Annotated in this window: 24 protein-coding genes; 8 read left to right on the forward strand and 16 right to left on the reverse strand. The window is 53.9% G+C overall.

The window, feature by feature from the left end; all coding sequences use genetic code 11:
* Positions 1-22: 22 nt before the first annotated feature.
* The 5 genes from MWU62_RS01735 to MWU62_RS01755 form a co-directional block, all read right to left on the reverse strand.
* Positions 23-1069 carry a L,D-transpeptidase family protein gene (locus MWU62_RS01735; RefSeq protein WP_247113129.1) on the reverse strand — a complete coding sequence of 349 codons (1047 nt, stop codon included), beginning with the start codon at positions 1067-1069 and terminating at the stop codon, positions 23-25.
* A 53-nt stretch (positions 1070-1122) separates the two neighbouring features.
* Positions 1123-1692: a TMEM165/GDT1 family protein gene (locus MWU62_RS01740; RefSeq protein ID WP_247113130.1), complete on the reverse strand. Its 570-nt coding sequence runs from the start codon at positions 1690-1692 to the stop codon at positions 1123-1125.
* A gap of 227 nt (positions 1693-1919) precedes the next feature.
* Positions 1920-3314, reverse strand: coding sequence for a DHA2 family efflux MFS transporter permease subunit (locus tag MWU62_RS01745; protein WP_247113131.1), 1395 nt, complete (start codon positions 3312-3314; stop codon positions 1920-1922).
* Positions 3315-3318: 4 nt separating this feature from the next.
* Entirely contained in the window at positions 3319-3744 is a 426-nt protein-coding gene (locus MWU62_RS01750) for a MarR family transcriptional regulator (RefSeq protein WP_200363557.1), read from the reverse strand.
* A gap of 172 nt (positions 3745-3916) precedes the next feature.
* A complete protein-coding gene (locus MWU62_RS01755) occupies positions 3917-5203 on the reverse strand; it encodes an MFS transporter (protein WP_247113132.1) in 1287 nt (428 codons plus the stop codon).
* A 219-nt stretch (positions 5204-5422) separates the two neighbouring features.
* Here MWU62_RS01755 and MWU62_RS01760 point away from each other — a divergent pair, with 219 nt between their 5' ends.
* The 3 genes from MWU62_RS01760 to MWU62_RS01770 all read left to right on the forward strand — a co-directional run bounded on the left by MWU62_RS01760 (position 5423) and on the right by MWU62_RS01770 (position 9342).
* Positions 5423-6325: a WYL domain-containing protein gene (locus tag MWU62_RS01760; RefSeq protein WP_247113133.1), complete on the forward strand. Its 903-nt coding sequence runs from the start codon at positions 5423-5425 to the stop codon at positions 6323-6325.
* Between the two features lie 16 nt (positions 6326-6341).
* The gene (locus tag MWU62_RS01765) at positions 6342-8105 is read left to right on the forward strand and encodes an ExeM/NucH family extracellular endonuclease (RefSeq protein ID WP_247113134.1); all 1764 of its coding nucleotides are present in this window, start codon (positions 6342-6344) and stop codon (positions 8103-8105) included.
* 166 nt (positions 8106-8271) lie between these two features.
* Positions 8272-9342, forward strand: a complete 1071-nt coding sequence (locus MWU62_RS01770) for an AraC family transcriptional regulator (RefSeq protein WP_247113135.1) — start codon at positions 8272-8274, stop codon at positions 9340-9342.
* Here MWU62_RS01770 and queE read toward each other — a convergent pair whose 3' ends face one another.
* Together queE and queC are read right to left on the reverse strand one after the other, a co-directional pair.
* Complete coding sequence (queE, locus tag MWU62_RS01775; protein ID WP_247113136.1) at positions 9343-9999, reverse strand: 7-carboxy-7-deazaguanine synthase; 657 nt, start codon at positions 9997-9999, stop codon at positions 9343-9345. It lies immediately after the preceding gene.
* Positions 9999-10664, reverse strand: a complete 666-nt coding sequence (queC, locus tag MWU62_RS01780) for a 7-cyano-7-deazaguanine synthase QueC (protein ID WP_247113137.1) — start codon at positions 10662-10664, stop codon at positions 9999-10001. Before queC ends, queE begins: the two co-directional genes overlap by 1 nt.
* Before the next feature lie 149 nt (positions 10665-10813).
* On the opposite strand from queC, the gene MWU62_RS01785 reads away from it, so the two are divergent.
* Positions 10814-11305, forward strand: a complete 492-nt coding sequence (locus MWU62_RS01785; RefSeq protein ID WP_247113138.1) for a hypothetical protein — start codon at positions 10814-10816, stop codon at positions 11303-11305.
* On the opposite strand, the gene MWU62_RS01790 is transcribed toward MWU62_RS01785, so the two are convergent.
* On the reverse strand, positions 11295-11534 hold the full coding sequence (locus MWU62_RS01790) for a hypothetical protein (protein ID WP_247113139.1): 240 nt from the start codon (positions 11532-11534) through the stop codon (positions 11295-11297). The two genes, MWU62_RS01785 and MWU62_RS01790, sit on opposite strands and share 11 nt — an antisense overlap.
* Before the next feature lie 431 nt (positions 11535-11965).
* On the opposite strand from MWU62_RS01790, the gene MWU62_RS01795 reads away from it, so the two are divergent.
* A complete protein-coding gene (locus tag MWU62_RS01795; protein WP_247113140.1) occupies positions 11966-12238 on the forward strand; it encodes a hypothetical protein in 273 nt (90 codons plus the stop codon).
* Positions 12239-12264: 26 nt separating this feature from the next.
* On the opposite strand, the gene MWU62_RS01800 is transcribed toward MWU62_RS01795, so the two are convergent.
* The 3 genes from MWU62_RS01800 to MWU62_RS01810 are packed head-to-tail and all read right to left on the reverse strand — an operon-like array spanning position 12265 to position 16787.
* Positions 12265-12678, reverse strand: a complete 414-nt coding sequence (locus MWU62_RS01800) for a response regulator (RefSeq protein ID WP_247113141.1) — start codon at positions 12676-12678, stop codon at positions 12265-12267.
* A gap of 54 nt (positions 12679-12732) precedes the next feature.
* Positions 12733-13284, reverse strand: a complete 552-nt coding sequence (locus tag MWU62_RS01805; protein ID WP_247113142.1) for a hypothetical protein — start codon at positions 13282-13284, stop codon at positions 12733-12735.
* The gene (locus MWU62_RS01810) at positions 13284-16787 is read right to left on the reverse strand and encodes a response regulator (protein ID WP_247113143.1); all 3504 of its coding nucleotides are present in this window, start codon (positions 16785-16787) and stop codon (positions 13284-13286) included. The genes MWU62_RS01805 and MWU62_RS01810 overlap by 1 nt, the downstream gene beginning before the upstream one ends.
* A 164-nt stretch (positions 16788-16951) precedes the next feature.
* Here MWU62_RS01810 and MWU62_RS01815 point away from each other — a divergent pair, with 164 nt between their 5' ends.
* The gene (locus MWU62_RS01815; protein WP_247113144.1) at positions 16952-18025 is read left to right on the forward strand and encodes a hypothetical protein; all 1074 of its coding nucleotides are present in this window, start codon (positions 16952-16954) and stop codon (positions 18023-18025) included.
* On the opposite strand, the gene MWU62_RS01820 is transcribed toward MWU62_RS01815, so the two are convergent.
* Positions 18019-18276 (reverse strand): hypothetical protein, encoded by a 258-nt coding sequence (locus MWU62_RS01820; RefSeq protein ID WP_247113145.1) that lies wholly within the window; start codon positions 18274-18276, stop codon positions 18019-18021. The genes MWU62_RS01815 and MWU62_RS01820 overlap by 7 nt on opposite strands.
* A 216-nt stretch (positions 18277-18492) precedes the next feature.
* On the opposite strand from MWU62_RS01820, the gene MWU62_RS01825 reads away from it, so the two are divergent.
* Positions 18493-18837: a hypothetical protein gene (locus MWU62_RS01825; protein WP_247113146.1), complete on the forward strand. Its 345-nt coding sequence runs from the start codon at positions 18493-18495 to the stop codon at positions 18835-18837.
* Positions 18838-18846: 9 nt separating this feature from the next.
* On the opposite strand, the gene MWU62_RS01830 is transcribed toward MWU62_RS01825, so the two are convergent.
* Positions 18847-20133, reverse strand: coding sequence for a serine hydrolase domain-containing protein (locus tag MWU62_RS01830; RefSeq protein ID WP_247113147.1), 1287 nt, complete (start codon positions 20131-20133; stop codon positions 18847-18849).
* 194 nt (positions 20134-20327) lie between these two features.
* Between MWU62_RS01830 and ybaK the strand changes: the two genes are divergently transcribed.
* A complete protein-coding gene (gene ybaK / locus MWU62_RS01835) occupies positions 20328-20798 on the forward strand; it encodes a Cys-tRNA(Pro) deacylase (protein WP_247113148.1) in 471 nt (156 codons plus the stop codon).
* A gap of 79 nt (positions 20799-20877) precedes the next feature.
* On the opposite strand, the gene MWU62_RS01840 is transcribed toward ybaK, so the two are convergent.
* The 3 genes from MWU62_RS01840 to MWU62_RS01850 all read right to left on the reverse strand — a co-directional run bounded on the left by MWU62_RS01840 (position 20878) and on the right by MWU62_RS01850 (position 26232).
* A complete protein-coding gene (locus tag MWU62_RS01840; RefSeq protein WP_247113149.1) occupies positions 20878-23121 on the reverse strand; it encodes an NADP-dependent isocitrate dehydrogenase in 2244 nt (747 codons plus the stop codon).
* Positions 23122-23444: 323 nt separating this feature from the next.
* A complete protein-coding gene (locus MWU62_RS01845) occupies positions 23445-25436 on the reverse strand; it encodes an acetoacetate--CoA ligase (protein WP_247113150.1) in 1992 nt (663 codons plus the stop codon).
* A gap of 16 nt (positions 25437-25452) precedes the next feature.
* A complete protein-coding gene (locus MWU62_RS01850; RefSeq protein ID WP_247113151.1) occupies positions 25453-26232 on the reverse strand; it encodes a 3-hydroxybutyrate dehydrogenase in 780 nt (259 codons plus the stop codon).
* Positions 26233-26299: the final 67 nt, after the last annotated feature.

Consider the following 26299-nt stretch of genomic DNA (forward strand, 5'->3'; position numbering starts at 1 on the left):
GGATAATCGGGCAGCTGCAGAATCAGAAATACAATTGCTGTTCCGGTTCTTCCGATGGCGGACGCTGTTTATCGTTTGATGTTTTATCTGATGCCAGCCGTGAAACCTGCTCGCCTACCATAGCCGGGATTCCGTTCGCCTGATCTACGGCCAGCTCAATCGCCTTGCGTTGCACCTCTACACCCGGATACTTCTGGCGGAAGGCTTCTACTTCCAGAGTTACTTCATGCCAGAGGCGATCCCTATCCTGCTGACTGTAGTCTTCGTGGGGGCGGTGAACTTCAAGCCAAACCTCGCCCTCGGAAATGCCCATTTTTACAGGGTCGTTCACAATTTGAACCGATGTACCCTTAGCGACCTGATACACAAAACGGGAAATGTCTTCGTTATACATGCGGAAACAGCCATGGCTGACCGGCATGCCAACACCAAACCGCTTGTTCGTGCCATGAATTAAATACCCCTTCTCACTCAGCAAAAGAGCATGGGTACCCAAGGGGTTATCGGGCCCGGGCGGGATCATTCGGGGCAAAAAGTCGCCAGAAGCTTCATATTCAGCGCGGATACTTTGGGGCGGGTACCACGCAGGCGATTCCAGCGGCATAGTGACCTTTGCATCAGCCAAAGGGGACGGGTTTTCAGACGTGCCGACACCAACCGGGTAAACCTGCACACCGTTTTCGGAAAAGTAGTAAAGCCTGTACTCCGCCAGATTAATAACAATGCCCTCACGGCGAGCTTCTGGAATAACGTACTGCTGCGGCAGAGTAATCGTGGTGCCCTCTCCGGGCAGCCAGGGATCAACACCCGGATTGGCTTTCACAAGCTCAAGATAGCCCATCGCAAGTTGGCTACCCACTTCGGCAAAGGTATCTTCGTATTGGGTGGTAAATGCCCCCAAGCGACCCGCCAAGTCACCATTGATTTTAAAGGTGGGTACCCGCGGGCTACGATCCGTTGCTGCTTCCACCGCAGTTTTTTCAACTGTGCTGCTGGGCTTTGCGGCCCACACAGACTGCAAGGCCAATGTTCCAATTAACAGCAATACCAAAGACGTTTTAAATCCCATAAATCCTATTCCACATAAGCCTACTTCTTTGTGGGCAGTGACAGCGGCCCATCTCAGGAGTTCCAAACGACCGATGAGAGAGTCACAACAGCCATCATTGCGAACAACATACTTGCACATACCCGGGCGGTTGCCAGTGGCAAACGCTTCATTAACCAGTGCCCGGCCATGATAACCGGTATATTGGCCAGCAACATACCCGCTGTTGTACCGATGATAACCCAGATTGTGTCGGTAAAACGGGCCGCCAGTACAACCGTGGCAATCTGCGTTTTATCGCCAATCTCCGCCAAAAAGAACATAACGGTCGTTGCCATAAAGGCACCCATTCCCAGAAACCGGGAGTTATTGCTGTCATCTTTGTCTGGCACAAGCAGCCACAAAGCGATCAACACGAAGCTCACAGCTAGAACCCAAGGCAGCCAGTTTAAAGGAATCCAGGCCGCTACCCAGGCGCCCAGCCAAGCCGAGATTGCATGGTTCACGAGGGTCGCAACAAGTATGCCCAAAACAATAGGAAGGCGCTGGGTGTAACGAGCAACAAGAAAGAGCGAGAGTAGCTGGGTTTTATCGCCAATTTCGGCAATGGCAACGGCTACTGTTGAAGTGAGAAACGCGTCCATGGGTTTTTCCGGGGCGGATAATCAGACATGAGACAGCCCACCTTCCGCCCTTGGAGGTGAAACTGCCTCAGGTCTTGCCAATTTCACTAGAACCAAGTGAAACACGATAGCCATGGGGTTGGGCCCCAAGTATGTTGACTACCGTCCTATCCGGGCACCGGATGCGGAGGCTACTCCCCTGAAGAGTTGGTCCATATTAGTTAATCATAGTGGGCATGGCAAACACGCTAAGCCCGCATGCGCCAAACCGGCAGCGCCGCAACGGCAACAAATAGGGCAACCAACCACCAAGCGGCGTGGAACGCATTGATGGTGGGCACCCCACCGCTGTGCTCACCGAACTCAATGGTCAGGGCCACTATGTTCACCCCAAATGCCCCACCCAGCTGGCGCGTAAAGTTGATGGTACTCGAGCCCGCGCCCAGCTCCTCGGGTTCGAGCGGATTCAAGGCGCCGATAGACAAAGACGGCAACATAAACCCTATACCTATGCGGCCGAACACTGTCCAAAGCATAAGCCAGCCGAAAGCCAAGGTAAGATTCGATAACGCAAATAGAATGGCTGACGAGGCAAACATCGCCATTCCGAAAATCACCAGTTTGCGTGCATCACCGCCACGGTCGGCCAGCTTTCCTGCCAATGGAAATGTCATCCCCAAAACAATACCCGCGGGCAGCATCAGTAGACCCGCTTGAGTTGCTGTGTAGCCCAAAGCAGTCTGAACGTACAAGGGTATTAAGTAGGTAGAACCAAACAGGGCCAACCCGAGCGCCATGGCCCCTAGATTGGCATACAAAAAGCTTGGCTTGCGCAGCAGACTAACATTCACTAAAGGATGCTTTATGCGCTTTTCGCGCAATATGAACATAACCAATAGCACCAGTGCCATCAGTCCTTCGATCACCACTCGAGCTTCCTGCCCCTCAAGATTCTGTAGGCGGTTCAGAGTATCCAGAGAAAGCCCCACAGTGGCTCCAAGCAACACCAGACCGAGCAAATCAAATCGGTAGGGCGCTGGCCGGGAAGCTGGCGTGGGTAAAAACCGAAGCGCCATAAACACCCCGATAAAGGTGACCGGCGCCGGTGCAAACATCACAAAACGCCAATCCAGCTGGTCAACCAGAAAACCACCTAGAACCGGCCCAAGCGCTGGAGCCAGTACAACACCCATGCCATAGATGCCCATAGCTTGGCCGCGTCGATTACGGGGGAAAATGCGGAACACCAAATACATGCCCATGGGCTGCATAAGGCCAGCCATGGCACCTTGCCCGATGCGGGCTGCAATTAACTGCTCTGGCGTGTTGGCAAAGCCGCCAATTACTGAAATCAGCGTGAAGGCGGCCATGGCAACCGCCAGTGTCTTGCGCACGCCGAAGTGATCAAGCAACCATGAAGACGCCAGCATGGTGGTTGTCATGGCCGCAATAAACCCGGTTGCCAGCCAGTGCACCTGACCCTGACGAATAGCGAACTCCACCATGATTTCGTGGAGCGCAACGTTCACCACGGTGGCACTCAATACGGTCGCGATGGTTCCCACCATTACCGTACAGACTGCTAACCACCGCCACTTCGCACCATAACGGGCAATCAGGCCATCAACAGAGTTATCACTCAAGTGATTACTTCTGCTTTTCAGCATTATCCATGATTTTATGGAACACCTTGAGCGCGATTTCGATATCGGCAAGGTCCACACCATCGAGCATTTCGTCACGCAACGTATCAGCGCGGGCTGTAAGAACAGCCATAAAATCTCGCCCGGGGTCAGTGAGGTGCAGCCGGCGGGCCCGGCGATCGTTCGGGCAGGCCCGACGTTCAATCAAACCCTGCTGTTCAAGGCTGTCGAGCAATCGCACGAGCGTAGGGTTCTCGATGGCCATCAACCCGGCCAACTCACGCTGAGTTAGGCCTTCACCGCCTTGCTGCAGGTAGACCATCGTGGTCCAACGCGCCTGAGTAACACCCAAGTCTTTCAGGCGTTCATCCAATAGTTTGCGCCACCGACGGGTTACACGAGCGACGGCAAAAGGGAACTGATCTTTCATAACGACTACTCCGTTCCAGGGCCGGAATCGCGCTCCGCGAGTCACACAGCGCCGACCAAAAGGCTCACATTACAGGAAAGCTACCAATAGTAAGCTAACCATTGAGATAAAAACAGATATTAAAGCAAAAACAAAATCCGGAAAAACCGAAAAGCGGTGCTGCAACCTGAAATCAGCCTGTCTGACGCAAGGATTCCTCGTTTATCTCCTCAATCTCGGGGGACTCCTGAAACTCGGTATTTCGTGGATCAAGTTCTGTCAGCACAGGCGAGGTTTCCGGCATTGCAGGCACGTAATGCTCCTGATCTTCCACGGCCACATCTTCTGTGTAGGTGATGCGCAGGGAAGTAATTACAGCAAGAATCAGCAAAAACCCGGCGTTACCCAAAAACAAGCCTTTCGGGCCCAGTAGATTGATCAGTTCTGCCATAGCGATAGGGCCAATGACGCTGCCCACACCGTAACTGAGCAACAACGTAGCACTGGCGGCCACAATGCGGGTGCTTTCCATGCGGTCATTGGTTATGGCGACAGAGATCGGATAAATTGTTGCCGAGAGGCCTGTAAAAGCGCCCACAAGAAGCGTGAGCAACCAAAGGTTGTCAGCACCCGTGAAGCTAACGCCAACCGCCGCGAGGGCCGCAAAAAACGCCACCCAAAACATTACACGGCGACGGTCAAAGCGGTCACACAATCGGCCAAGTGGCCATGCAAGCAACATGGCTGCAACTATGGCGCTTGCCATAAATGACGATGTTTTGGCGACATCTAACCCCACCAGAGTTGCATACACCGGCCCTAACGCATAAAAGCCTCCAATCAGCACGCCGCAAATCAGGGCACCCGCAACACCGGTGAACGACTCTCGGGCCAGCGTGAAAAATGAAATGCGTTGAACTTGCTCGATAACCGGAGCTTCCATGCGGGTAAGCGATAGGGGAACTAGCGCCAGTGTCAGCAGAATAGCTGCTATGGAAAACGGCATGAAGTTGGCAGGGTCGCCCACATTAATAATGAGCTGGCCGCCCGCCGCTGAGAGATAAAAAACAATCTGGTAGATAGCGAACAGCGCGCCGCGGTTGCTGTTGCTGGCGCGACTGGAGAACCAGCTTTCGATAACAACAAGCACGCCCGCAATCGTAAAGCCCGAAAGCACCCGCAGGAGCGCCCAAAACACTACCGATAGGGCCATTGGGTACATCAATGACGTAACGGCCGCAATCGCTGCAAATGCAGCGAAGGCTCGAATATGACCTACACGGCCAATGATTTGATGCACGTATAGGGTGCCCAGAACAAAACCTATGGAATAACACACCAACACCCAACCGATAACATCGGGTGAAACCGACTCAATGCTCAGGCGGATACCCAGCAACGTCATCAGAAACGCGTTCCCGCTAACCAGCAAAACGATGCTCAAAAGAAGCGCAGAAAGCGAGGCGACCATTCGGGTCATGGGGGAAACTCCGGGGATTTTCTAGCTAGGTATTACAACAGCACGCCGGGGCCGTGACTACTAAGCACTTCCCGAAGCCGCAAGGCGATACCAACATGCATCAGACCCCGCCAAAACACTGTTTCACAGAATTTTACATTAATGCGCCGTAACATACCCAAACACCCTTAGGGGGTAATATAGGAAGCTATTACTCAATGAACTCGTGAGCGTCTGGTTATGAAAAAAACGGACTGGCCCATCCGATGGGATTTGTTGCTTCGCTACCGACTCATCGAGACCATCGCACTGTGGGAGGGTCGCCTGACGACGAACCACATATGCCACAGCTTTGGTATCGGTCGGCAGCAGGCATCTAAGGATATAAACACATACCTACGCGAACTTGCTCCAGGCAATCTAGTTTATGATCGACACCTGAAAGGCTATGTGCCTTCGGCCCGATATAAGCCAGTTGTAACTCGGGGGCATGTGAACGAATACATGGATTTGCTCGCCCGCCAACAGAGCCTCAGCAATACGTTTGAAACTCTCGATATTGGCTTGCCCGACAGCACGGTTGTTTTCAGTCCGAACCGCGTTATAGCCCCCCAAATAATGCGCGCTGTTGTGGCAGCCACACGCCATGGACGCCAGCTCAGAGCCAGCTATTCCTCCCTAAGCCGCCCCGAGGCTGTAGAAGGCATTCTTGAGCCACACACTCTGGTATGCACAGGCACCAACTGGCACCTCCGCGCCTGGTGCGACTCCAACCGTGAATACCGGGATTTTGCTCTTAGCCGGTTCCACTCAGCTCCGGTAGCGCTTCGGCAAAAAGCCAAGCATTCCGTGCAGCAAGATGATGACTGGAACCGCAACGTCACCATGTCTATCTCCCCCGACCATCGTTTGACCGATGCCCAGCAGAAAATCATAGCGCTGGATTACGGAATGGAGAACGGATGTTTGAGTGTTGAAACACGGGCGGCCTTGGCACCCTATGTATTGTCGCGGCTTGGCATCACACTTGATAGCCAACATCCTGACCCACTCATTCAGCAGCTTGAGCTAACCAACCCGGACCAACTCGGGTTTGGCAGCAAACGCGAACGCGCCTTGAAAGCGGTTGCGGGCCACCGCTAACCAAAAGCCGGCCACTATGACGTCAAGCACAGACTGTATTCGTGCCTTAGCCCTGTCTCTGTTACTGCTGCCAACCCCACTGGTGCTGGCAGCAAGCAACTGTGGCGGTGCCGCGACTCCGGTTTCTGAGATTCAGGGCCGGGGAGACACCTCACCGCTGGTTGGCCACCGCGTTACGGTTGAAGGCGTTCTTACATTCGATGCCCGCATGGAAGGTGGCTTTGACGGCTTTTATTTACAACAGGCCGACGGTGAAACCGATAATAATCCGGAAACCTCAGAAGCCCTGTTTATCTATACCCGCAAAAAAACCGGAATACCGGGAGAGCGCTTGCGGGTTACCGGCACAGTAAAAGAATTTCATACCCTGACCGAACTGGTCGATATTAAAACCATTGAGTCGTGTGGCCCAGCCGATCTTCCGAAAGCTCAAGATTTACCCCTGTTATGGCCCAATGCTCTGGAATCGCTAGAAAACATGCGAGTGCGTGTCACTCAACCGCTAACGATTATCGACTCCTGGAATCTCGCACGTTTTGGTGAACTCACATTGGCGGCCGGCGATCAGGTTGTGCCTACCGAGTATATGGAGCCTGGCCCGCAGGCGGCGCAGATTGCCGGGCGTAACCGGCAACAACGCCTGCTTCTCGACGATGGTCGTGGCGCGCGGGAGCCCGATCCGATTCCCTGGCCCCCGGATGGTCTAACCAGCAAGAACACTATCCGCAGTGGCGACAGAATCCATAACATATCCGGTATTCTTGATTACCGTTTTGGTGCTTGGCGGGTACAGCCGGAACGCCCGCCGGTTTTCGAGACGGTGAATACCCGCCGCCCCGCGCCAGCACGACCAGATACCCCGCACATCCGGGTTATGACGATAAACCTGGAGAATTACTTCAACGGTGACGGTAAAGGCACAGGCTTTCCGACTTCCCGTGGGGCACCGACAGCTCTTGCACTTGGGGTGCAGCACAGGCGGCTAGTAGAGGCTATACGGCGCCCGGACCCGGATATTCTGGCGATAAGCGAGCTGGAAAGTGACGGTTACAGTGAAACCAGCGCAATAGCACAGCTTACGGAAGCCCTTGGGCCTGAGTGGGCGTTTGTAGCTACGCCTGAGGCTGACGGCCGCGACCAGATCCGCACCGGTATACTTTACCGCCATGACCGCATGGTCGCCGAAGCCCAGCCCGTGCGCCTCAATACTGGCCCTTTCAAAGAGCAAGGCCGTCCACCATTGGCGCAGACATTTAGGCCCAAAGGGCAGCGCCTTGCTATTCAGCTGGCGGTACCCCACCTGAAATCAAAATCCTGCAAAGGCGCGACGGGTAGAGATCAAGACAGAAACGATGGCCAAGGCTGCTATGCTCAGCGCCGCGTAGACGCGGCCCGAGCGCTTGTGGAATGGCTTGAGCAACTTCCGCAAGTTCCCGACCTAGCGGGCACATTGATCACCGGCGATCTCAACAGCTATTTCCGCGAAGCACCACTTCAAGCCCTGCAACGTGCAGGCTTCACCAGCATGGTACACCACTTCCATCCGTGCACAGCACAAGAGTGCGATCACTACACCTATAGGTACAAAGGTGAAAAGGGATCACTGGACTACGCCCTTGCATCCTCGTCGCTCATACCACGGGTTCTCAGTGCCCAAACATGGGCCATCAACGCCGACGAGCCACCGGTTCTGGGTTACCGTAACAATCTGCCGGGCACCGCCGTATCGCCTTGGCGCTCCTCCGATCACAACCCGATAATTACCGATATCCAGCTTTGACATAACCCCCTCAAACACCCACACGACTGCGCCATTCCACCGCCCGATTGGCCTCGTGGGCCCGCAAACCCGTCATTGAAGTCATGGGGGAGAGGAGCTGCAAAGGTCATAATCCAAGCGACTCTATTAAATCAGACAACAAGAACCGCTTATTGCAAGGATTCCCATGGGTGCTTCTGCCTCCGCTACACAGGATCTGGGTATACCGGCCATCTACCTGCATATACTGGCCGAACTGCTGAAGACCATCGGTTTGGACGAGCGTAATCTGCTGCTTAGGGTTGGACTGGACCCGGTTCGGTTGCAATCTACAGACCTTCGAGTAAGCCATGCTCAAGCCAGTGAGTTCGTGACCCGCGCCATTATCGAAAGTGGAGAGCCCGGCCTTGGCGTTATGCTAGCCCGCGAGCTAAAGCTGCCTCTGCACGGTGCTTTAGGCGTGGCGGTTATGAGCAGCCGCACACTGAAAGATGCGCTGGATCTGATGACCCGTTACCTTACGTTGCGCGCGCCGAACCTCAGCGTCAGCTGCCGCGAGAATAGCGGTGCTATGCATTACACCATTGTTTGTGAGGGTGACCCAGGGCCGCTGAAAGGTTTCTTAATGGATGCCATGCTGTTCGGCTGCGTTTTTATGGGGGCACAGCTTATCGGTACGGCTATTACAGGCGCTGGAATTCTGAGAAAAGGGCCGGAACCCTCATATTTCCGCCGCTTCCGGCAGTCAATCATGATACCGGTTGACTATGGCTCTCAGGAGGATGCGTTGGTTATCCCCCATGCAGCTCTGTCAGCGCCTATACGCTTTAGCGATGACCAGCTTGCACAGTCGTCTCGCGCGCAGTGCGAGAAAGCACTGAAGCAGCTTACCGAAGATGCCGGTTTCGACTGCCGGGTAAGGCGGGTGATTGAAACCAGCCATCCGTTCCCTCCTAAGCTAGCTAGGGTGGCTGCAACTCTGTTTGTATCCGAGCGCACATTAAAACGCCGCCTGCACGAAGAAAACGCCAGTTTTCAGACTCTGGTGGATCAAGTGAGACTGGATCGCGCGCGGGAACTGCTCACCGGCACCAACATGAACCTAAACCAAATTGCAGACGTTTTAGGCTATGCAGATGCCGCAAACTTCACTCGCGCCTTCAAACGTTGGACGGGCACAAGCCCAAGCCAGTTCAGAGGCGTGGAGCGGCAATCCAGTGGCATGGTTCGACAGGCGCGAACCCCGGTTCACGCGTAATCAGTCGATGCCGATAATTTTGTGCATTTGCAGTGTCAGCCGCCAGCGAGGATGAGCCAGACAATAATTTGTGGCTTTACGAGTATTACTCTGCTTAATTGGATCTGATCCGCCATCAGGCGCAGACGGAGAAGCCATAGGCGATAGGAAGAAATGCCGGGCGTTGATGTGCACAAACCTTTCCGGCATGGCTTTGGGCTGGGGGTACACCAGCTTCAGTTCATCGCAGGTTTCAATCACTACGGCGGCATCCGCCTTGGGGCTCACACATAGCCAGTCAATACCAGCTGGCGCGGGCAGGGTGCCATTGGTTTCCACACCCACTTCAAAGCCCATGTGATGAAAGGCTTCAATCAGCTCTTCATCCAGCTGCAACAATGGCTCTCCTCCGGTACAAACCACATAAGGCGCACCCGGTGCATCCGGCCAAAGGCTGCGAATGTGAGCAGCCAGAGCTTCTGCGGTTTCAAAAGCCCCACCGTTCTGACCATCGGTTCCCACAAAGTCTGTATCGCAGAAATTACACACCGCAGTCGCCCGATCTTTTTCCCGGCCGGTCCAAAGGTTGCACTTGCTGAAACGACAGAATACCGCAGCGCGACCGGCTTGGGCACCCTCGCCCTGCAAGGTGTAAAAGGCTTCTTTTACTTTATACATCAGCGACCTGCCTCGTAGGCCAATGGATCTACAAGGCCATTCTCTGAAAACGCTTCAAGCCGCTCTACGCATGAGCCACAGAGCCCACAAGCCTTTTCACGGCCGTTATAGCAGGTCCAGGTTTGGGCGTAGTCGAGCCCGAGCTTCAGGCCTTCAGCCAAAATTTCGCCCTTGGTCATGTGCATAAAGGGTGCCGCAATGCCTACGGGTTCGTAGTTAGCAACCCGGCATACAGCGTCCAATTTTTCTACAAATTCTGGCCGACAATCAGGGTAAATTGCGTGATCCCCGCCATGAGCGCCATACCAAACCGCGCCAGCGCTCACCGTTACCGCATAGCCCGTGGCCAGTGAGAGCAGAATCATGTTGCGGTTGGGCACCACTGTGGCTTTCATGTTTTCTTCTTCGTAGTGGCCTTCGGGTATCTCGCTGTCTGATGTAAGCGCAGAGCCAGACATAACCTCACTCATGGCGCGGATATCAATAACCTTGTGGGGGATATCCAAAGCAGCACATACCGAGCGCGCAACATCCAGTTCACGCACATGGCGCTGGCCATAGTTGAAGGATAGCGCATGCACTCGCAACCCTTGGGCCCGGGCACTGTGAAGCAGAGTAAAGGAGTCCATACCTCCGGAATAGATTACAACCACGGTGTCAGTCATGCAGGCTCCTGGCAAAAGGGAATAAAGGCTACTGTAAAGGCTGCGCAATAAAGTGGGCCTATTGTATCAGCGCAGAAGCAAGTTGGGTTCGCGTCCGCGAAGGTGGGCGGGTAAACTGCCACTAAATAAAACTACAAGCCAGACTGCCAATGACCACAGAACAGCGACCGGCGTTCATCGACTTCGAGGCATCAAGCCTGAGCCTGATTACAAGTTATCCCATTGAGGTGGGCGTTTGCATGCCCGATAGCACTCTGCACAGCTGGCTGATCGCGCCTCACGCACTTTGGAAAGACTGGTCAGAGAGCTCGGAACAGGTCCATGGTATTTCCAGAACCAGTCTTATAACAGAGGGGAAGGACGTAACCGAGGTGGCCCAGCGTCTGAACCGATTGCTGTCTGGGCAGGTGTTCTGTGACGCCTGGACATTTGACAGTTTCTGGCTCTACCGGCTATTCCGGGCTGCCAATGTGGAGCCCGGATTTCATCTGGAATCTATTTCGGCGCTGCTCAGTCCCCAGCAGGTAGAACAATGGCAGTCTGCGCGCCAGAAGGTTATTTCGAGCCTTGGCCTGCCCGTTCACCGGGCTGCAAACGACGCGCTGATCCTGCAAAAAACATGGGAATACGTCAGTGCCTGAGTGACCGCGCTCTCAAAGCCATTATTTCCAGACCGCCCCTCAGAGTCGACAGCGTCCAGTAGGTAACCAGCGCCATCAAGCCAGCTCCGGCAACGGTGAAGGCAAGATCGTCACCAACCACCTGCCCCTTGGCTAACACCATGTATAGGGCCAATGCGGCTATCAAAACAATTTCTACGACAAAATGGAAACGGAACTTGTTACGGGCAGATCCGGATTCGTCGGACATTTTCTTAGATTTCAACCTCTACTATTTATCAACGTGGGTGTTTAGTTAGTATACGAATTATCCCCCATCCAGCCCGGAGTATCTGTACGAATTAGTGGCTACGGACTTTCCACTACCGCCCCCATACCCTGCGCCTGTAAGGGTTTACCGAAGCATTAGGCTATTGCAAACACTAGGTTAACGGATACACTATTGAATCAAATACACCAGAAACGCCGAATATGAACCGAATGAATCCACAGCTTATGATGAATGCCGCTGCAGACCGCCTCAAAAGGCCCTCTGTGCGTGCGTTGGTAAACGATATCTAACGGCTTTCGGTCAGTTCCCGGGAGCCTTTGCAGCGACCGGGTCAGCGTCTCCGCCAAACCCCGGTTGCTCACAGCTCCGGGGTTTTGTTTTTGCCGTCGCAAAACGACAAGGAGATCAGCATGAGAAGACCACACACAACCCGTGCAGCCAACCAGCCTATGAATAACCGGTCTGGGGCCATACGCCGCCCGGAACAACTGCCGCTGCTGGATGCCATCTGCAAGAAGCTGAACCAGCGCGTTAATCTGGATGACGAACAGAGCGTACTTGGATTGTACGAGAGGGGCTGGATCTTTAATGGTGTGCTAGCCACTTTGGGCAGCGCGGAAGCCCGCTACGTTCGTGCACTGGCTACCCGCCACAGCTCCTGGATTGCTCGCCAGGTGGCGTAGCACCTAAGAACGAGGTCTGAACCGGCTCAGTGGTGCCGGTTCAGACCCTGCATGATGGCCGCATCACCACCGTGTACCACCGTATAGTTGCTGATCACATCGTGAATTTTTTCTTGGGAGTAAGGCTTAACAACATAGCCGTTTGCACCAGCGCTGATTGCCCGCTGTATACTCTCTATAGAATCATCTGCAGTAACCAAGACAATGTGCTGCCCCTCTCGCGCCTTTTTAAACTCCTTCATCAATTCATGACCATCGCCGTCCGGCAAGCCAAGATCCAGAAGTATGATGTCGAATTTGCCATCGTCAAAAGCCTTACGGCCCAGAGCAGCGCTCTCGCAATCGGTTACGCTGGTGGCCCCAGCTCTATGAAGCATATCAACTAGCCGCTCACGCATCACAGGCTCGTCTTCCACAACCAGTACCGTCAACTTATCCATTTTTATCTCCTTTTAACCGGGCGTAGGTTGTTTGGTGCTCCTGCAGGGCAGCCGTTACCAAGAATCTGTACCCGTGTTCCGGGGCAGATCTAACGGTGCATGCCCGACCCGATTCGCGCTGGCATAACCATCTGCGTGGTCATCATCACTCGTGGCATAGAGCTCGTGATCCTCTTCGCGGGTTAAAATATTGCTGATACCGACCGCTGTTGAATAGAGGGAAATTGCGATAATCAGCAAAGTTGGCTGCACAAAGGCAACAAAACCCGGAACTTCCGCGCCGCTCATAATACTAAGTATAAGGATGATGGCCGGCCCAAGCACCACAAATAGCGTTAGAGCTATGAAGAATACAATACGCTCCTTGTAGCGTCCAAGGTCCCGGTTGGTCACCAGCCCCAGCACGAACTTGCCGATAGCCAACCCGGCAAGTATGGCTGCCGCTATGCTCAAATCTGCATGCATTAGCATCTCATAAAGACGGCCATCCCAAAGGCGCTGCATACCGATAACAAGGAACGGAAAAAGCACGAACAAGATATCGGCATAGGTGCCATACATCATGCTCATTGAATGCTGTTCACGGTGCAGTTGACGCTCACTCATTAGCTCAATCCTGTCTTATTCTGTGGTAGTTCACGCTCGATCATCCCATCCAATACCGCAAACTCGCTGCGTATCAGGTGCCATTGCGGGTCTGCGACCTTCAACAATCCCTCTACAATACCGGCCTGCCGGGTCATTTCAGGGTAACCTACAGCCCCGGCTGAACCTTTTATTTGATGCGTTTCAGATTCAAGTATGGCCTTGTCTTTGTCTGCTATCGCTTGGCTCATTCGCTGTCTGCGCTCACCCAACCCTGACAGAAATTGGGCTTTCAGGCGACTGATAGCCTCGTTTTCTTCTGCGTCTTCTTGCTCTCGCGCTGGCGCAGAGTCCAAAAAGCGACTCAGCAGCGCTTGTAGGCGGTACTCATCTATCGGTTTCTCCAACACCCCGTCACAGCCTGCTTCACGCAGCGCGTCGGTTTCTTGCTGGTCGCCAGCGGTAAACGCAATAATCGGGCGCCTAAATCCCGCCTGCCGGAGCAGCCGGGTTGCCTCTACTCCGCCCATGATGGGCATATGCCTATCCATCAGGACTAATTGCACAGGCTCCGAAAGGGCCGTGCGCACAGCTTCGTCGCCTGCGGTAACGGACATCACCTCCAAACCCAGACGGCTCAACATGCGCTCCACCAGCTGCCTGTTCTCGGCATTATCTTCAGCCACCAACACACGGCCATGGTATTGCTGCGCTGACATGCCTGAGCGGTCAGACTGGACCTCTAGATAACGCGCCAAAACTTCATAAAAGCGTTGCTTATCGATGGGCTTTGCCAAGTGCTCGTTGCAGCCAGCCAACCGGTAATCAGCAATATCTTCAGTCATCACATTCGCTGTCAGCGCAATCACCGGCGTATTCACTCCGGCCTCCCGCAAAGCTGCGGTGGCATCACGGCCGTTCATAACCGGCATCTGGATGTCCATAAGAACCAGATCGAACGATTCCCGGATAGCCATTTCCAGAGCTTCAGCGCCGTTACCTACGTGCACTAACTCAGCGCCAGTGCGACCTACCAGCAGTGAAACTAGACGGCGATTTACATCGTTGTCTTCTGCACAAAGTATACGCCCCGAAAGACGCGGCGCTACCGTCATTGGGATACTTCGCCGACGCTGGCTTAGCTCAGAAGCGTCGCGCAGGAAATGAACCTGCTCCAACGGCCCGGTGCGAATAGATAGCTCGAACTCGCTGCCTTCTCCGTATGTGCTGCTAACACGGATACTGCCACCAAGCATCTCGGCGAGCCTGCGGGAAATACTGAGGCCAAGGCCGGTGCCGCCATACTGTCGGGAAATCGCCGCACTGCCCTGAGCAAACGGATCGAACAGACGATCTATCTGCTCCGGCTTCATGCCAATACCTGTATCCACAACCCTCGCAACCAGAGTCTCGTCTTCGCGATCACATCGAACCGAAAGGGAGATAGACCCTTTTTCTGTAAATTTGAGGGCATTTCCGCACAAATTTATGATGACCTGACGCAAACGGGTTGGGTCTGTTTGAATTTGCTCGGGCATGGGAAATTCAGAGAAAATACTGAAATCCAATCCTTTCTCCCGGGCTCGCGGTGCAAAAAAGGCGCGAATTTCATCTAGGAGCTCGGGGAGATTTACTGAAACTATATCCACATCCAGCTTGTTCGCATCAATTTTGGAATGGTCGAGAATGTCATTCACCAGTTCCAGCAGGTGCCGCCCGCTCCGGACAACTGTTTCAGCACTACTGCGTTTTTCCTGCTCGTTAAGATCCGGGTCCATCAGCGTTTCGCCATAGCCGATGATGGCGGCCAAGGGTGTGCGAATCTCATGGCTCATATTGGCGAGGAACTGGCTTTTGGCTTCTGCAGAGTTACGAGCCAACTCTTTCTCTAGCCGCTCCTGTTCTCGCTCGCGCTCAATACGTTGGCGTCGGTGGCTTTCCGTAGAGTCCACGCACGTCCCTTCAAGATGTGTGGGTTCACCTCTGGTGTCGTAAGCGGTGTGTAGGGAGATAATAGCCCAGCGCTCTTCCCCTGACCGGGTTAAGTAGCGAGCCTCTACGCCCTTTACTGTGCCCCTAGCCTCCAGCTGCTCAACCACCAATTCCCGCAGCCGGTCATCAGCAATGCATGCCTCCAGTACATCTGGATTGCTTTGCAACAGTTCCCGGCTGCTGCCATAGCCCATTAAACGCGCCATAGCGGGATTAGCCGTTACAAACTGGCGCCCGGCCGACATCTGGAATACGCCCTCAATGGCGTTATCAAAGAGTGATTGGTAGCGTTGAAGGTTAGCCAGTGCTCGCCGGCTCCAGTTTAATGCCTGACCCTGAACCTGTTTGATGCGGTCGGCCAAAGCGAAAGAGAACAAAATAATCTGCGCCGTAAGCCCGATTTGGGGGGCGTAACCAGTGAACGCATTCAGCGGCAAGTAGCCCATAACCGTGAGGGCATAAATACTAAAGCCAATGAGCGCCAGCGTCCAGGCGAAAAAATATGAGCGCGCAGCCGGGTTGTAATAGCGCCAAGATAGATAACTGACCACAATCAAAATAAGGCAAAGCAACATCGAACCAATAACAATCCATTCCATTGCTATGTGATACGGAACGAACACCGACAGCGCAAAGGTAAGAATGACTGAATACAGGCACATGATTAGAATCCGGTCCAGATCCACTGATCGCGTGCGAGTTTCCAATAAGGCTCTGGCCATTAGAAGCCCCCAGAACCAGGTCATGATGATTTGAAAGTGCAGATATTCTTTATTAAACAGCGCCGGGCGACTGTCTAAAAGTTGGATGCCGTGAACCTGCTCGGTTGAAATGAACACCGCCGCCGAGACCAAATAAAGCACGTAATAGATATTACTGCGTTCGCGAACCGACACTGCCACAAACAAGTTATACGCCAAAATGGCTAACAGGCTCCCGAGCAGCGCACCGCGAATAATTTCGTCCACCGATACTTTTTCGATGTAACTGTCAGGGCTCCAAAGGCTAATGGGCAAACGGAAGGTGTTGGTATTGATAATGCGCAAGTACACTGAGGTAACGCTATTTGGCTCTAGATCTAGCCGGAATGTGGGGTTGGGTACGGCTAGATCACGCTCTGCCCAGTCGTCGTGATAGCCAGCCTTTCGCTGATCAATCAATTCGCCATCGCGCACCAAGTACAACACAACCTCGTCCACAAGCGGCAGCGCAAGCTCCAGAATCCACTCTGAACCAGTCTCTCCGGCGTCTGCGCGCACATCAAACCGGGTCCAGTATGCCGACTCGGTGTAGCCGAAGTTCAACACACCGCTTTCATGTCGGGTAAACCGCTCAGGCTCCATGGTAAGAATATCTGGCAAAAGATAGAGCTGACCGGCATCCTCCAGATAGGAAATGCAGCCGCCAAAATCGCGAACGCTGTCCGTATTGCTTTTTAGAACAAGCTGGCCATTCACGCACTGCTCTTGAGCGCCTGCCAGTCCGGGCGCTAGAGTAGCGATCATAACTATCGCGACAAGAAGCCATCGCATGGCTTTGCCTGACGCCGGTTTACACCGTTGCTGCAAAATGTGATCTCCGCGAGGGCAGGTGCCTGTCTTATAGTTTATTGTCAGCAGTCGGATCGGGGCATAGCGCCCCGCGGGTATTCACTTTAGTCGTTTATGGTTGATTTCGCACCTCAGGGCCTTCTGAAATGAGACACTCTTACTTTTTCGCTGCCATCTCACTCACACTCCTAAGCGGGTGCGGGATGGAGGATACAGGCCCAAGCGCATTCAACCCTGCCACTAACGTAGACTTGGGCTTTTCAACATTTGACATTGAAAATACCGAAGCAGCACCCGACAACCTCAAGCACACCAGATTCTGGGATTTCTATCAGGGCATTCAACCCAGCGGCAGTGACGGCAATTCCGATAACAGCGAGACGGCAAACGAGATTCGCAGCCATGTTGACAGGTTTATTCGAGCAACCCGTACTGAGGATGGCAATAACTATAGAAAAGTACGCAATCCTCTAGACCTAATCAATCAGATAATTGCATCGAACCAAAGCACGAATTTCCGGGAAGGCCGAAAGTACATCAGCCAACGCATAGCTGATGGAGAGGCCGGCACCTACAACACTCGAGGAAATGGCGCTCTTATCCGATTTACCGAACAGGATGCCGCGCTGAGAGATCTGGCGTTGAACGAAAAGCTTTGGGTTTACCCAACGCTGGACTGGAGATATTTACCCGCTAACGCTGAAGGCAATAGTCTGGAAGAAAAGGTTTACCGAACAATCCAGTATGTCAGCCGGAGCGTGGAGCCAGAAGACATTGATGCCCAGCCAGAATTGGTCAGCGTCCTAGCTGGAAGCCGTTTTGATGCCAACAGTTTTGTCACCAGCGGCTACAACAAGCCCGAGTTTGCTACCGCAGACTATGCCAGCCGCAATTTTGGGAGCATCGAACTAAGGCAAGAGTTCATTCGGAATAAAACCGACACGCTTTTCATCAAAAGCGCTGACAATCAAGTGTTGGGGCTGAATCGCTATGACAGCGTAAACCTAAGCGATTCGAGCCCTGACTGCCTGAGAGTTGACCTGAACTATGTGACCTCAACCGTGAGAATTTTTACGTCCAACGGCGAGCCAGCAGCGCTTGAGACTCCGACCACTGATAACCCTAGCAAAACCAGCCCAAACCCAGCCTATTGCGACAATCTGCCAGATAGCGAAGCTATCGTAAGCTGGTCTGCAGCGGGGTCTCCCGAGCGTCAGTAATGGCGCCACTCATCCAGTTCCCAATTCTGCAAAAAGCCTTTTTTGTGGTCAATCATGCGCTCGTAGGCTGAGATCATAACGGCTACATGGGGCGCTTTGGCCAGACGTAAAGCCTCAATTCGACGCTCTAATCTCTCCACTTCGGTGCTCACTCTCTGGTGCACATGGTTTCGCACACTGTCGTGATGATCCAGACGAACCTGTCTGGTTGTCGGAGGCTGTTCATTGCGGGGATTTTCGAAGTTATCCATTGCGTATCTCGTCCATTGAGTTGCAGTTTTTCCTTAATCAAAAGGTAGTTTGCACAACTGTCTGACAAAGTGCAACAAAATGAACACAGCTTCACTCTTATCGTCGCTGCCTGCTTCTTCGCAGTAGCGACCACACAACGGCCTCCACACCCGAGAATCCTGACGAATCCACTGCTATAGTTCCCGTTACCGTTTATATAGCGATCAGGATTGTTTATGAGCCAGACATCCGTTGCGGATACCCTCAGGGAATACCTTTCTCTGCTCGAATTACTAGACGACGCCTATTGGGAAGCCTCCAGCATTGCCCATAAAGACATGCTGTACGACATTATTAGCATCTTTAGTCAGGAGGTTTCTGAGATAAACAAGCTCAGCATTCAGGATCACCACTATCCTTACGAGATGATCACTGAAGGCATTCGGCGGGTTGTGCCCAAGCTGGAAAAGTTGGACGAAAGCCGCGAGGAAGTTATTCAGCGCACTCAGACGCTGACTGACTTCCGCGACATCTTGTCATCGGTGCTCGGCATTCTTGAGGACCAACTCAGAACCCTGTGAGGGGGCGCCTCAACAGGCGACCACCGGACGCTCGTTTTCCGGGCGCAGGGGGAATTGGCGGGCGATGGTGTATACAAATTTGCCTAGCGCAGGAATGTGGTGGCCCACAATCGGGATACCGGTATTAATAAGGCTTACCGAGATGTCCCGCGCTGCATCAGCCCAGCACAGCTTGTTGATCAGCCCCACATGGCCGAAAGCGTACCGGCTTCTTTGTCCCCACAAGCCAACCGGGTTGCCGCCTAGCATCATGCCAGCGCTGAAGCGCATGGGAATCATCATGGTGCGATCAATCTGCAAGGAACCGAACTGCTGAATGGCCCGGCGAACGGTAATCTCATTGCAGATGCGCTTACCGTTCCAGGTACCGCCATTGAGCATCATCTGGAAGAATCGGCCCATCTCTTCAGCGGTGCCGCACAGATTACCGGCGGGGATCACCGCTTCCTGAAACAGCGGGTTATTGGTTACCTGTTCCACGGTTGATATGTCGCCACCAAGAGCGCGATTTACAATCCACGACACCGGGAAACGCGGCGTTGGCCCGGTCGCGTAATTTGTGGCCAACTCATGCAGGTTCGCCGCCTCGATCCCGTAGGTAAACCACTTCATGCCCATGGGCTGGCGGATATGCTTGTCGAGATAGTTTTCGATGGTGTCGCCGGTGACTTTTTCAAGCACCCGCTGCAGAACATAGCCGCCAGTTATCGCATGATAGGCCACCTTGGCACCATCTACCGCCACGGCTCTGGACTCGCACAGCAAGCGCCAGATTTCCTCTTGATCCCACAATACCTCGATGGGTGTGTCTTTTGGAATGGAAGGAATGCCGCCCCTGTGAGACAGGATCTGATGCACCGTGATGGTACGTTTGCCGTTTTGTGCAAACTCCGGGCAGTAATAGGACACAGGGTCCATCAAGTTCACCAGACCTTGTTCAACCAACATATGCATCAGCAGTGCGGTAACCGCCTTGGATGCCGAGAAGTAGCAGACGGGCGTATCGGTGGTCATGGCTATTTTTGGCGTGCCGGAGGGCTCATGGGGGCCGTTCCCGCTGGCGTGGCCAATCGCTCTATGCAGTATCTGTTCACCCCTGTGGCGAACGGATATCTGGATGCCAGGGTGGACACCAGTGCGATATAAGGCTTCGACGCTTTTCCAGATGGTGTCTACTGTGCGGGTGTCTATGCCCACGGCTTCCGGGTTTTCACCCATGATATCGCGCTGGGTAACGGTAGATAAATCCTTGGGAACCTTGCAACTGTGCAGTGCACGACGGGCTATTGGGTTCATCAGGTGCGCCTTGAATAGTGGTGACTAATTTTAATCTATCTTCACGGTGGTCGCTCTCCGCTTCATTGGCTGCAAACAGTCAGTTTGTGCGTCAACGGGTACACCGAAACCGGTCCAGAATGTATTTCGAGCCAGCTCAAGCGCTATTATAAGCAGCTTATCAGGGGCCAAACCAACCGTTTCTGGAGCTGTTTATGACACCAGGTATCGATGCGGCCAGTAAAGCTGGCATTCTTCACACCATCCATGAGTACGATCACGATCCCGCCAGCACTGGCTATGGCAACGAGGCCGCCGAAAAAATGGGCGTTGATCCGGCGCGGGTTTTCAAAACGCTGGTGGTCGCTGTGGATAGCAAAACCTTGGCTGTGGGCGTGGTTCCAGTGACAGGCATGCTAAGCATGAAGCTGATTGCGAAGGCAGCTGGCGGCAAAAAAGCGGTCATGGCCGACCCACAAGAAGTCCAGCGCCGCACCGGCTATGTATTGGGGGGTGTTAGCCCACTAGGCCAGAAGAACCGTTTAAAAACCTTCATTGATTCCTCCGCTGAAGGCTTCGAAACCGTCTACGTTAGCGCTGGCCGACGCGGGTTGGAGATCGAGCTCTCGCCTGATGATTTGGTCAGGCTGACTAACGGAAAGCTGGCGCCACTACAGCAAGCATAAAAAAACCCGGAGAGCCAAATGACGGCTTTCCGGGTTTTTATCTCGGGCGCTCAGGCGTAAGGCCCGGTGCCTTCTGGGATTACTTCACCGATGCGCGAGCATCCTTCAGAATCCGGTTGAAGGTTTCACTCGGCTGCATTACGGCTTCCACTTTTTCTGCAGGTGGATGGTAGTAACCACCGATATCCGCCGGCTGACCCTGGATAACGCTCATTTCTTCCAGAATCTTGTCCTTGTTTTCTTCCAACTGCTTCGACATTCTGCTGAAGAACTCTTTCAGCTCCTTGTCGCTGTCCTGATTAGCTAGTTCTTCTGACCAGTAACGCGCCAAGTGGAAATGGCTGCCACGGTTGTCCAGCTCACCGGTGACCCGTGAAGGCGACTGGTTGTTTTCCAGCAGGCGCTCGGTAGCCTTATCCAACGTCTGGCCCAGCAGGCGCGCACGGTTGTTATCGTGCTTCTCACCCAGCTCATCCAGTGATACGGCGATGGCCAGAAACTCACCCAGAGAATCCCAGCGCAGGTGATCTTCCTGCAATAACTGCTGCACGTGCTTAGGTGCAGAGCCGCCAGCGCCGGTTTCATAGAGGCCACCACCATTCAGCAAAGGCACAATCGACAGCATCTTGGCGCTGGTTCCCAATTCCAGAATTGGGAACAGGTCGGTGAGATAGTCACGCAGTACGTTGCCGGTTACAGAAATCGTATCCAGACCGCGAATCAGGCGCTCCATTGTCCAGCGAATGGCCCGCACAGGAGACTCGAGGCGAATGTGCAGGCCTTCGGTGTCGTGATCTTTCAGGTACGTGTTTACCTTCTTGATCAGCTCGGCGTCATGCGGGCGTTCGTCGTCAAGCCAGAACACGGCTGGCATGCCGGTGGCGCGGGCACGGCTAACGGCCAGCTTGACCCAGTCGCGGATTGGCAGGTCTTTGGTTTGGCAAGCGCGCCAGATATCGCCTTTTTCTACATTGTGCTCAGTCAGCACGGTGCCGTCTTCAGCGACAACACGGACAATGCCGTCTTCCTTGATTTCAAAGGTCTTGTCGTGGGAGCCGTATTCTTCTGCCTTCTGCGCCATCAGGCCTACGTTCGGCACGGTTCCCATGGTGGTGGGATCAAAAGCACCGTGGGTTTTGCAGAAGTTGATCATTTCCTGATAAATCGTGGCGTAGGTGGACTCAGGCATCACCGCCTTGGTGTCCTTGAGCTTGCCATCGCGGGCCCACATCTTGCCGGAGTTACGAATCATCGCGGGCATGGAGGCATCAACAATCACGTCGCTCGGTACGTGCAGGTTGGTCACGCCTTTTACGGAATCAACCATGGCGATTTCCGGGCGGTGCTCGTAGGTCTTGTGCAGGGTTTCCTGGATCTCTTCCTGCTTAGACTCCGGCAGCTGCTTAATCTTCTCAATCACGGACGAAAGGCCGTTGTTCGGATTTACACCGATTTCGTCAAACAGCTCGCCATACTTATCGAAAAGCTCCTTGTAGTAAATCTTCACCGCGTGACCAAACACGATCGGGTGGGAGATTTTCATCATGGTAGCTTTTACGTGCAGGGAGAACATCACACCGGTTTTTTCGCAATCTGCAATGGCCTCTTCAAAGAACTGGCACAGTGCTTTCTTGCTCATGAACATGCCGTCGAGCACTTCGCCCTCAAGCAGGGGAAGGTCAGATTTGAGAACCGTCTGCTCGCCTTTTTTGTTCTCGAACACAATGCGGGCGTTAGTGGCCTTGTCGAGGGTGATGGACTGCTCGTTAGAGTAAAAGTCGCCGCCGCGCATGTGCGCCACGTGAGTACGTGAAGCCGGGCTCCACTCACCCATGGTGTGGGGATATTTACGGGCAAAGGCTTTGACCGCCGTGGGTGCTCGGCGATCGGAGTTGCCTTCACGCAGAACCGGGTTCACGGCACTACCAAGTACTTTGGCGTAGCGGGCTGTGATCTCTTTGTCTTCGTCGGTTTGCGGGTTTTCCTTGTATTCGGGAACCTTGTAACCCTGATCATTCAGCTCTTTAATCGCTGCGCGCAACTGCGGGATAGAGGCAGAAATGTTCGGCAGTTTGATAATGTTGGCGTCTGGGTCTTTGGTATATTCACCCAACTCTGACAGGGCGTCGGGTACGCGCTGGTTTTCCTCAAGGTGATCCGGAAAGGTGGCCAGTATGCGCGCCGCAAGAGATATGTCGCTGGTTCCAAATTCGATGCCAGCTGGCTTGGCGTAGGTTTCCAGTATGGGTAAAAGTGACCGGGTAGCGAGGGCAGGTGCTTCGTCGGTCAGTGTGTAAATAATTTTTGCTTTGGATGATGTCATTTTCGTCCTCAGGCTAATAGGTGGGTTCAGGACGGTCATGGCTGGATCTTCCGTCTTGTGAACGGTAGGTCTATGCAATGACTGATTTTTTAAACTTTTGATAGACCTACTAAGATAGCATTTTTTTGGAATCTCTGGTTACGATCTTAGTATAAGAACGGACTAAAAACCCTTGATCTTCGGTAACTGGGCGAACAAAAGGTGGGATTTTACGAAACTTTCTAACATTTGGGTGATTAACTCGGGAGTAGCGCGCTGGGGTTAACGTCTCCCAAAACACGCTCCTTGCGGCACATCCATGTGGCGCAAGGAGCCCCGCCCTCTTAATCTTGAGGTAACAAGTTCTCCTCAGCAAGCCGCTCGCGAATCTGGTCCAGGGCTTCAGGGTTACCCAGGGCATCGCGGTTGTCGGCTTTGGTGGAGCCGTTGATCAGGCGGGCGACGGCCAGTTCTACTTTTTTGCCGCTGCGGGTGTAGGGGATGTCTGGCACCTGAACGATGTGTTTAGGAACGTGCCGTGGGCTGGCGCCCTGGCGGATTCGGGTTTTTAGCTGTTTTAGTAATTCGTCGGTGAGTGTTTGGTCATCTGCTGGCACTACGAACAGAACAACTTCTACGTCGCCATCGATCTGGCGGCCTACTACGAGGCTGTCTTTTATGGCTGCTTCGGTTTCTACCTGACGGTAGATTTCAGCGGTGCCAATTCTTACGCCGCCGGGGTTGAGGGTGGCGTCGGAGCGGCCGTAGATGATGGCGCCGCCGTGTTCGGTGAACTCTATGAAGTCACCATGCGCCCATACGCCGGAGAAGGTGTCGAAGTAGGCTGCACGGTAGCGTTCGCCATTAGCGTCGTCCCAAAAGGCAACGGGCATGGAAGGCAAAGGCTGGCGGCAGACGAGTTCACCGCGGCCTTGGTTAACCGGGTGGCCGTCGTCGCCGTAAGCAACGGCATCCACTCCCAGAAACCGGCATTGTATTTCACCACGGCGCACGGGCAGCAGTGGGGTGGAGCCTACGAAGCAGCCACAGATGTCGGTTCCACCAGCAATGGAGCCGAGCAGGGCTTTGGGGGCGCCATGGCTGTATACCCAGTCGTAGTCTTCTGGAAGCAGGGGCGAGCCGGTTGAGAACACGACTCTCAGCTTGCTCAGATCAAGAGTTTCGGCCGGGGCCATTTCAGCTTTGCGGCAGCCCGCAATGAACCTTGCGCTGGTGCCGAAGTGGGTTACGCGTTCTTTGGCCACGGTGTCCCACAGGAAGCTTAGGCTGGGGTAGCCAGGTGAACCATCTACCGTGATGACAGCTGCGCCGGTTAGTAGTGCGGAGGCTTGCCAGTTCCACATCATCCAGCCGCAGGTGGTGAAGTAGAGGAACCGATCTTCCGGACCTACATCGCCGTGCAGCATGAGTTCTTTGGCATGGTTAATCAGCAGGCCTGCAGTGCCGTGTACGATGCACTTGGGCTTGCCGGTGGTACCGGAGGAATAGAGGATGTAAACCGGGTGGCCTGGATCGACCGGAGTGAATGAAGGCGCCTGTCCAGCGCCAGAGGCAAGGGCTTCGTCCCAGGTGGTCACCATTTCACCGGGAACTGCTGCTTCGCCCGGGAGCTGTTCAACGCTGACAACGCATTTAAGTGTTGGCAGGCCTGCAATCAGTTCTGCAAAATCCTTCTGGCGGGCGAAGGTTTTACCGCCATAGCCGTAGCCGTTTACCACAATCAAAGCCGAGGGCTCAATCTGGCCAAAGCGGTCAAGAATGGCACCGATACCAAAGTCCGGCGAGGCAGAACTCCAAATGGCACCAAGACTGGTTGCTGCCAGCATACCAGCGAGGGCTTCGTAGCCATTGGTCACAACACCGGCCACTCTGTCGCCTTTTTCGATACCTTTGCTGCGCAGGAAGGCCTCCAAGGCGCCTACATCAGCTTTCAGTTCACTGTAAGTGCGGCGCAGAACCGGGCGCGTTTCGCAGTAGGCCACGACGGCTTCTTTGCTGGCATGTTCGCCCTCTGCCGGTCGCAACAAGTTAGCGGCAAAGTTCAACTTCATCCCCGGGAACCACTCGGCGCCGGGCATGTCCCGCTTGCCCAGCACTTTATTGGCCGGGGTTTCACAGATCAGGCCACAGTAATCCCATACTTTCCCCCAGAAGGTTTCAAGATCTTCAACGGACCACTGGTGCAGCGCGTGATAATCCGCAAAAGGGCCATAACCCTGATTTTCCAGCCAGGTGTTGAAACGGCCTATTTGGGTTGTGTTTACCGCGTCTTCGGAGGGGGTCCAGACTACGGGCGATTGTTCTGTAAGGCTCATCCGTCGCTCCTGTTACTTACTGCATGTGCCAGCCGTGGCTGACAACGATAGATTGGCCAGTGAGTGCGGCCGAAGGAAAGGCCGCAAGATGCACGGCCATTTCGGAAACATCTTCCAAGGTAGTGAACTTGCCGTCCACTGTGTTCTTCAACATAACCTTGCTGATGACTTCCTCTTCAGAAATACCAAGCTCTTTTGCCTGTTCCGGAATCTGTTTGTCAACCAGCGGCGTTCTTACAAAGCCAGGGCAGATAATATTACTGCGCACACCGTGCTCTGCACCTTCTTTAGCAACCGCGCGGCACAAACCCAGCATGCCGTGCTTTGCAGCCACATAAGGCGACTTCAGGGGTGAGGCCTCCAGTGAATGCACAGACCCCATATACAGCATAGTACCTCCACCACCTGAGTACATCTGTTTGAGCGCAGCACGGGTTACCAGAAAGGCGCCATCAAGATGGACATTGATTACCCGGCGCCAGTCCGCATAAGCCAGTTTATGTACCGGATCTATATGCTGAATACCTGCATTGGCCACGGCAATGTCCAGACCGCCCCATGCTTCCACAATGCTGGCAACACCGGCATCGACGGCTACCTCATCGGTCACATCCATGGCCAGAGCCATTGCTGTGCCGCCAGCTTTTTCTATGGCGTCAACAGCCTCTTGGGCGCTTTCCAGCGTAAGATCGGCGACAGCCACGCGGGCGCCTTCACGGCCATAGTGTTCTGCGATTGCCCGGCCGATACCGCGCCCAGCTCCTGTAATCAGTGCAACTCGATTTTCGAGACGCATGATGTTTGTCTCCCTTTTTTGTTATTTAAAACGGTTACGTAGAACAGCTAATGAGAGCTTATAAATA

It is taken from the genome of Marinobacter sp. S6332 (genome assembly GCF_023016045.1).
GTDB lineage: Bacteria > Pseudomonadota > Gammaproteobacteria > Pseudomonadales > Oleiphilaceae > Marinobacter.

What these genes read in the sequence shown, in the direction of transcription:
- MWU62_RS01740 (WP_247113130.1), bottom strand. Translation starts at nt 1,692, where the DNA reads ATGGACGCGTTTCTCACTTCAACAGTAGCCGTTGCCATTGCCGAAATT.
- MWU62_RS01815 (WP_247113144.1), top strand. Translation starts at nt 16,952, where the DNA reads ATGAGACACTCTTACTTTTTCGCTGCCATCTCACTCACACTCCTAAGC.
- MWU62_RS01765 (WP_247113134.1), top strand. Translation starts at nt 6,342, where the DNA reads ATGACGTCAAGCACAGACTGTATTCGTGCCTTAGCCCTGTCTCTGTTA.
- MWU62_RS01735 (WP_247113129.1), bottom strand. Translation starts at nt 1,069, where the DNA reads ATGGGATTTAAAACGTCTTTGGTATTGCTGTTAATTGGAACATTGGCC.
- MWU62_RS01770 (WP_247113135.1), top strand. Translation starts at nt 8,272, where the DNA reads ATGGGTGCTTCTGCCTCCGCTACACAGGATCTGGGTATACCGGCCATC.
- MWU62_RS01785 (WP_247113138.1), top strand. Translation starts at nt 10,814, where the DNA reads ATGACCACAGAACAGCGACCGGCGTTCATCGACTTCGAGGCATCAAGC.
- MWU62_RS01795 (WP_247113140.1), top strand. Translation starts at nt 11,966, where the DNA reads ATGAGAAGACCACACACAACCCGTGCAGCCAACCAGCCTATGAATAAC.
- MWU62_RS01750 (WP_200363557.1), bottom strand. Translation starts at nt 3,744, where the DNA reads ATGAAAGATCAGTTCCCTTTTGCCGTCGCTCGTGTAACCCGTCGGTGG.
- MWU62_RS01760 (WP_247113133.1), top strand. Translation starts at nt 5,423, where the DNA reads ATGAAAAAAACGGACTGGCCCATCCGATGGGATTTGTTGCTTCGCTAC.
- MWU62_RS01755 (WP_247113132.1), bottom strand. Translation starts at nt 5,203, where the DNA reads ATGACCCGAATGGTCGCCTCGCTTTCTGCGCTTCTTTTGAGCATCGTT.
- queE (WP_247113136.1), bottom strand. Translation starts at nt 9,999, where the DNA reads ATGTATAAAGTAAAAGAAGCCTTTTACACCTTGCAGGGCGAGGGTGCC.
- MWU62_RS01850 (WP_247113151.1), bottom strand. Translation starts at nt 26,232, where the DNA reads ATGCGTCTCGAAAATCGAGTTGCACTGATTACAGGAGCTGGGCGCGGT.
- queC (WP_247113137.1), bottom strand. Translation starts at nt 10,664, where the DNA reads ATGACTGACACCGTGGTTGTAATCTATTCCGGAGGTATGGACTCCTTT.
- MWU62_RS01820 (WP_247113145.1), bottom strand. Translation starts at nt 18,276, where the DNA reads ATGGATAACTTCGAAAATCCCCGCAATGAACAGCCTCCGACAACCAGA.
- MWU62_RS01825 (WP_247113146.1), top strand. Translation starts at nt 18,493, where the DNA reads ATGAGCCAGACATCCGTTGCGGATACCCTCAGGGAATACCTTTCTCTG.
- MWU62_RS01845 (WP_247113150.1), bottom strand. Translation starts at nt 25,436, where the DNA reads ATGAGCCTTACAGAACAATCGCCCGTAGTCTGGACCCCCTCCGAAGAC.
- MWU62_RS01830 (WP_247113147.1), bottom strand. Translation starts at nt 20,133, where the DNA reads ATGAACCCAATAGCCCGTCGTGCACTGCACAGTTGCAAGGTTCCCAAG.
- ybaK (WP_247113148.1), top strand. Translation starts at nt 20,328, where the DNA reads ATGACACCAGGTATCGATGCGGCCAGTAAAGCTGGCATTCTTCACACC.
- MWU62_RS01790 (WP_247113139.1), bottom strand. Translation starts at nt 11,534, where the DNA reads ATGTCCGACGAATCCGGATCTGCCCGTAACAAGTTCCGTTTCCATTTT.
- MWU62_RS01800 (WP_247113141.1), bottom strand. Translation starts at nt 12,678, where the DNA reads ATGGATAAGTTGACGGTACTGGTTGTGGAAGACGAGCCTGTGATGCGT.
- MWU62_RS01840 (WP_247113149.1), bottom strand. Translation starts at nt 23,121, where the DNA reads ATGACATCATCCAAAGCAAAAATTATTTACACACTGACCGACGAAGCA.
- MWU62_RS01805 (WP_247113142.1), bottom strand. Translation starts at nt 13,284, where the DNA reads ATGAGTGAGCGTCAACTGCACCGTGAACAGCATTCAATGAGCATGATG.
- MWU62_RS01810 (WP_247113143.1), bottom strand. Translation starts at nt 16,787, where the DNA reads ATGCGATGGCTTCTTGTCGCGATAGTTATGATCGCTACTCTAGCGCCC.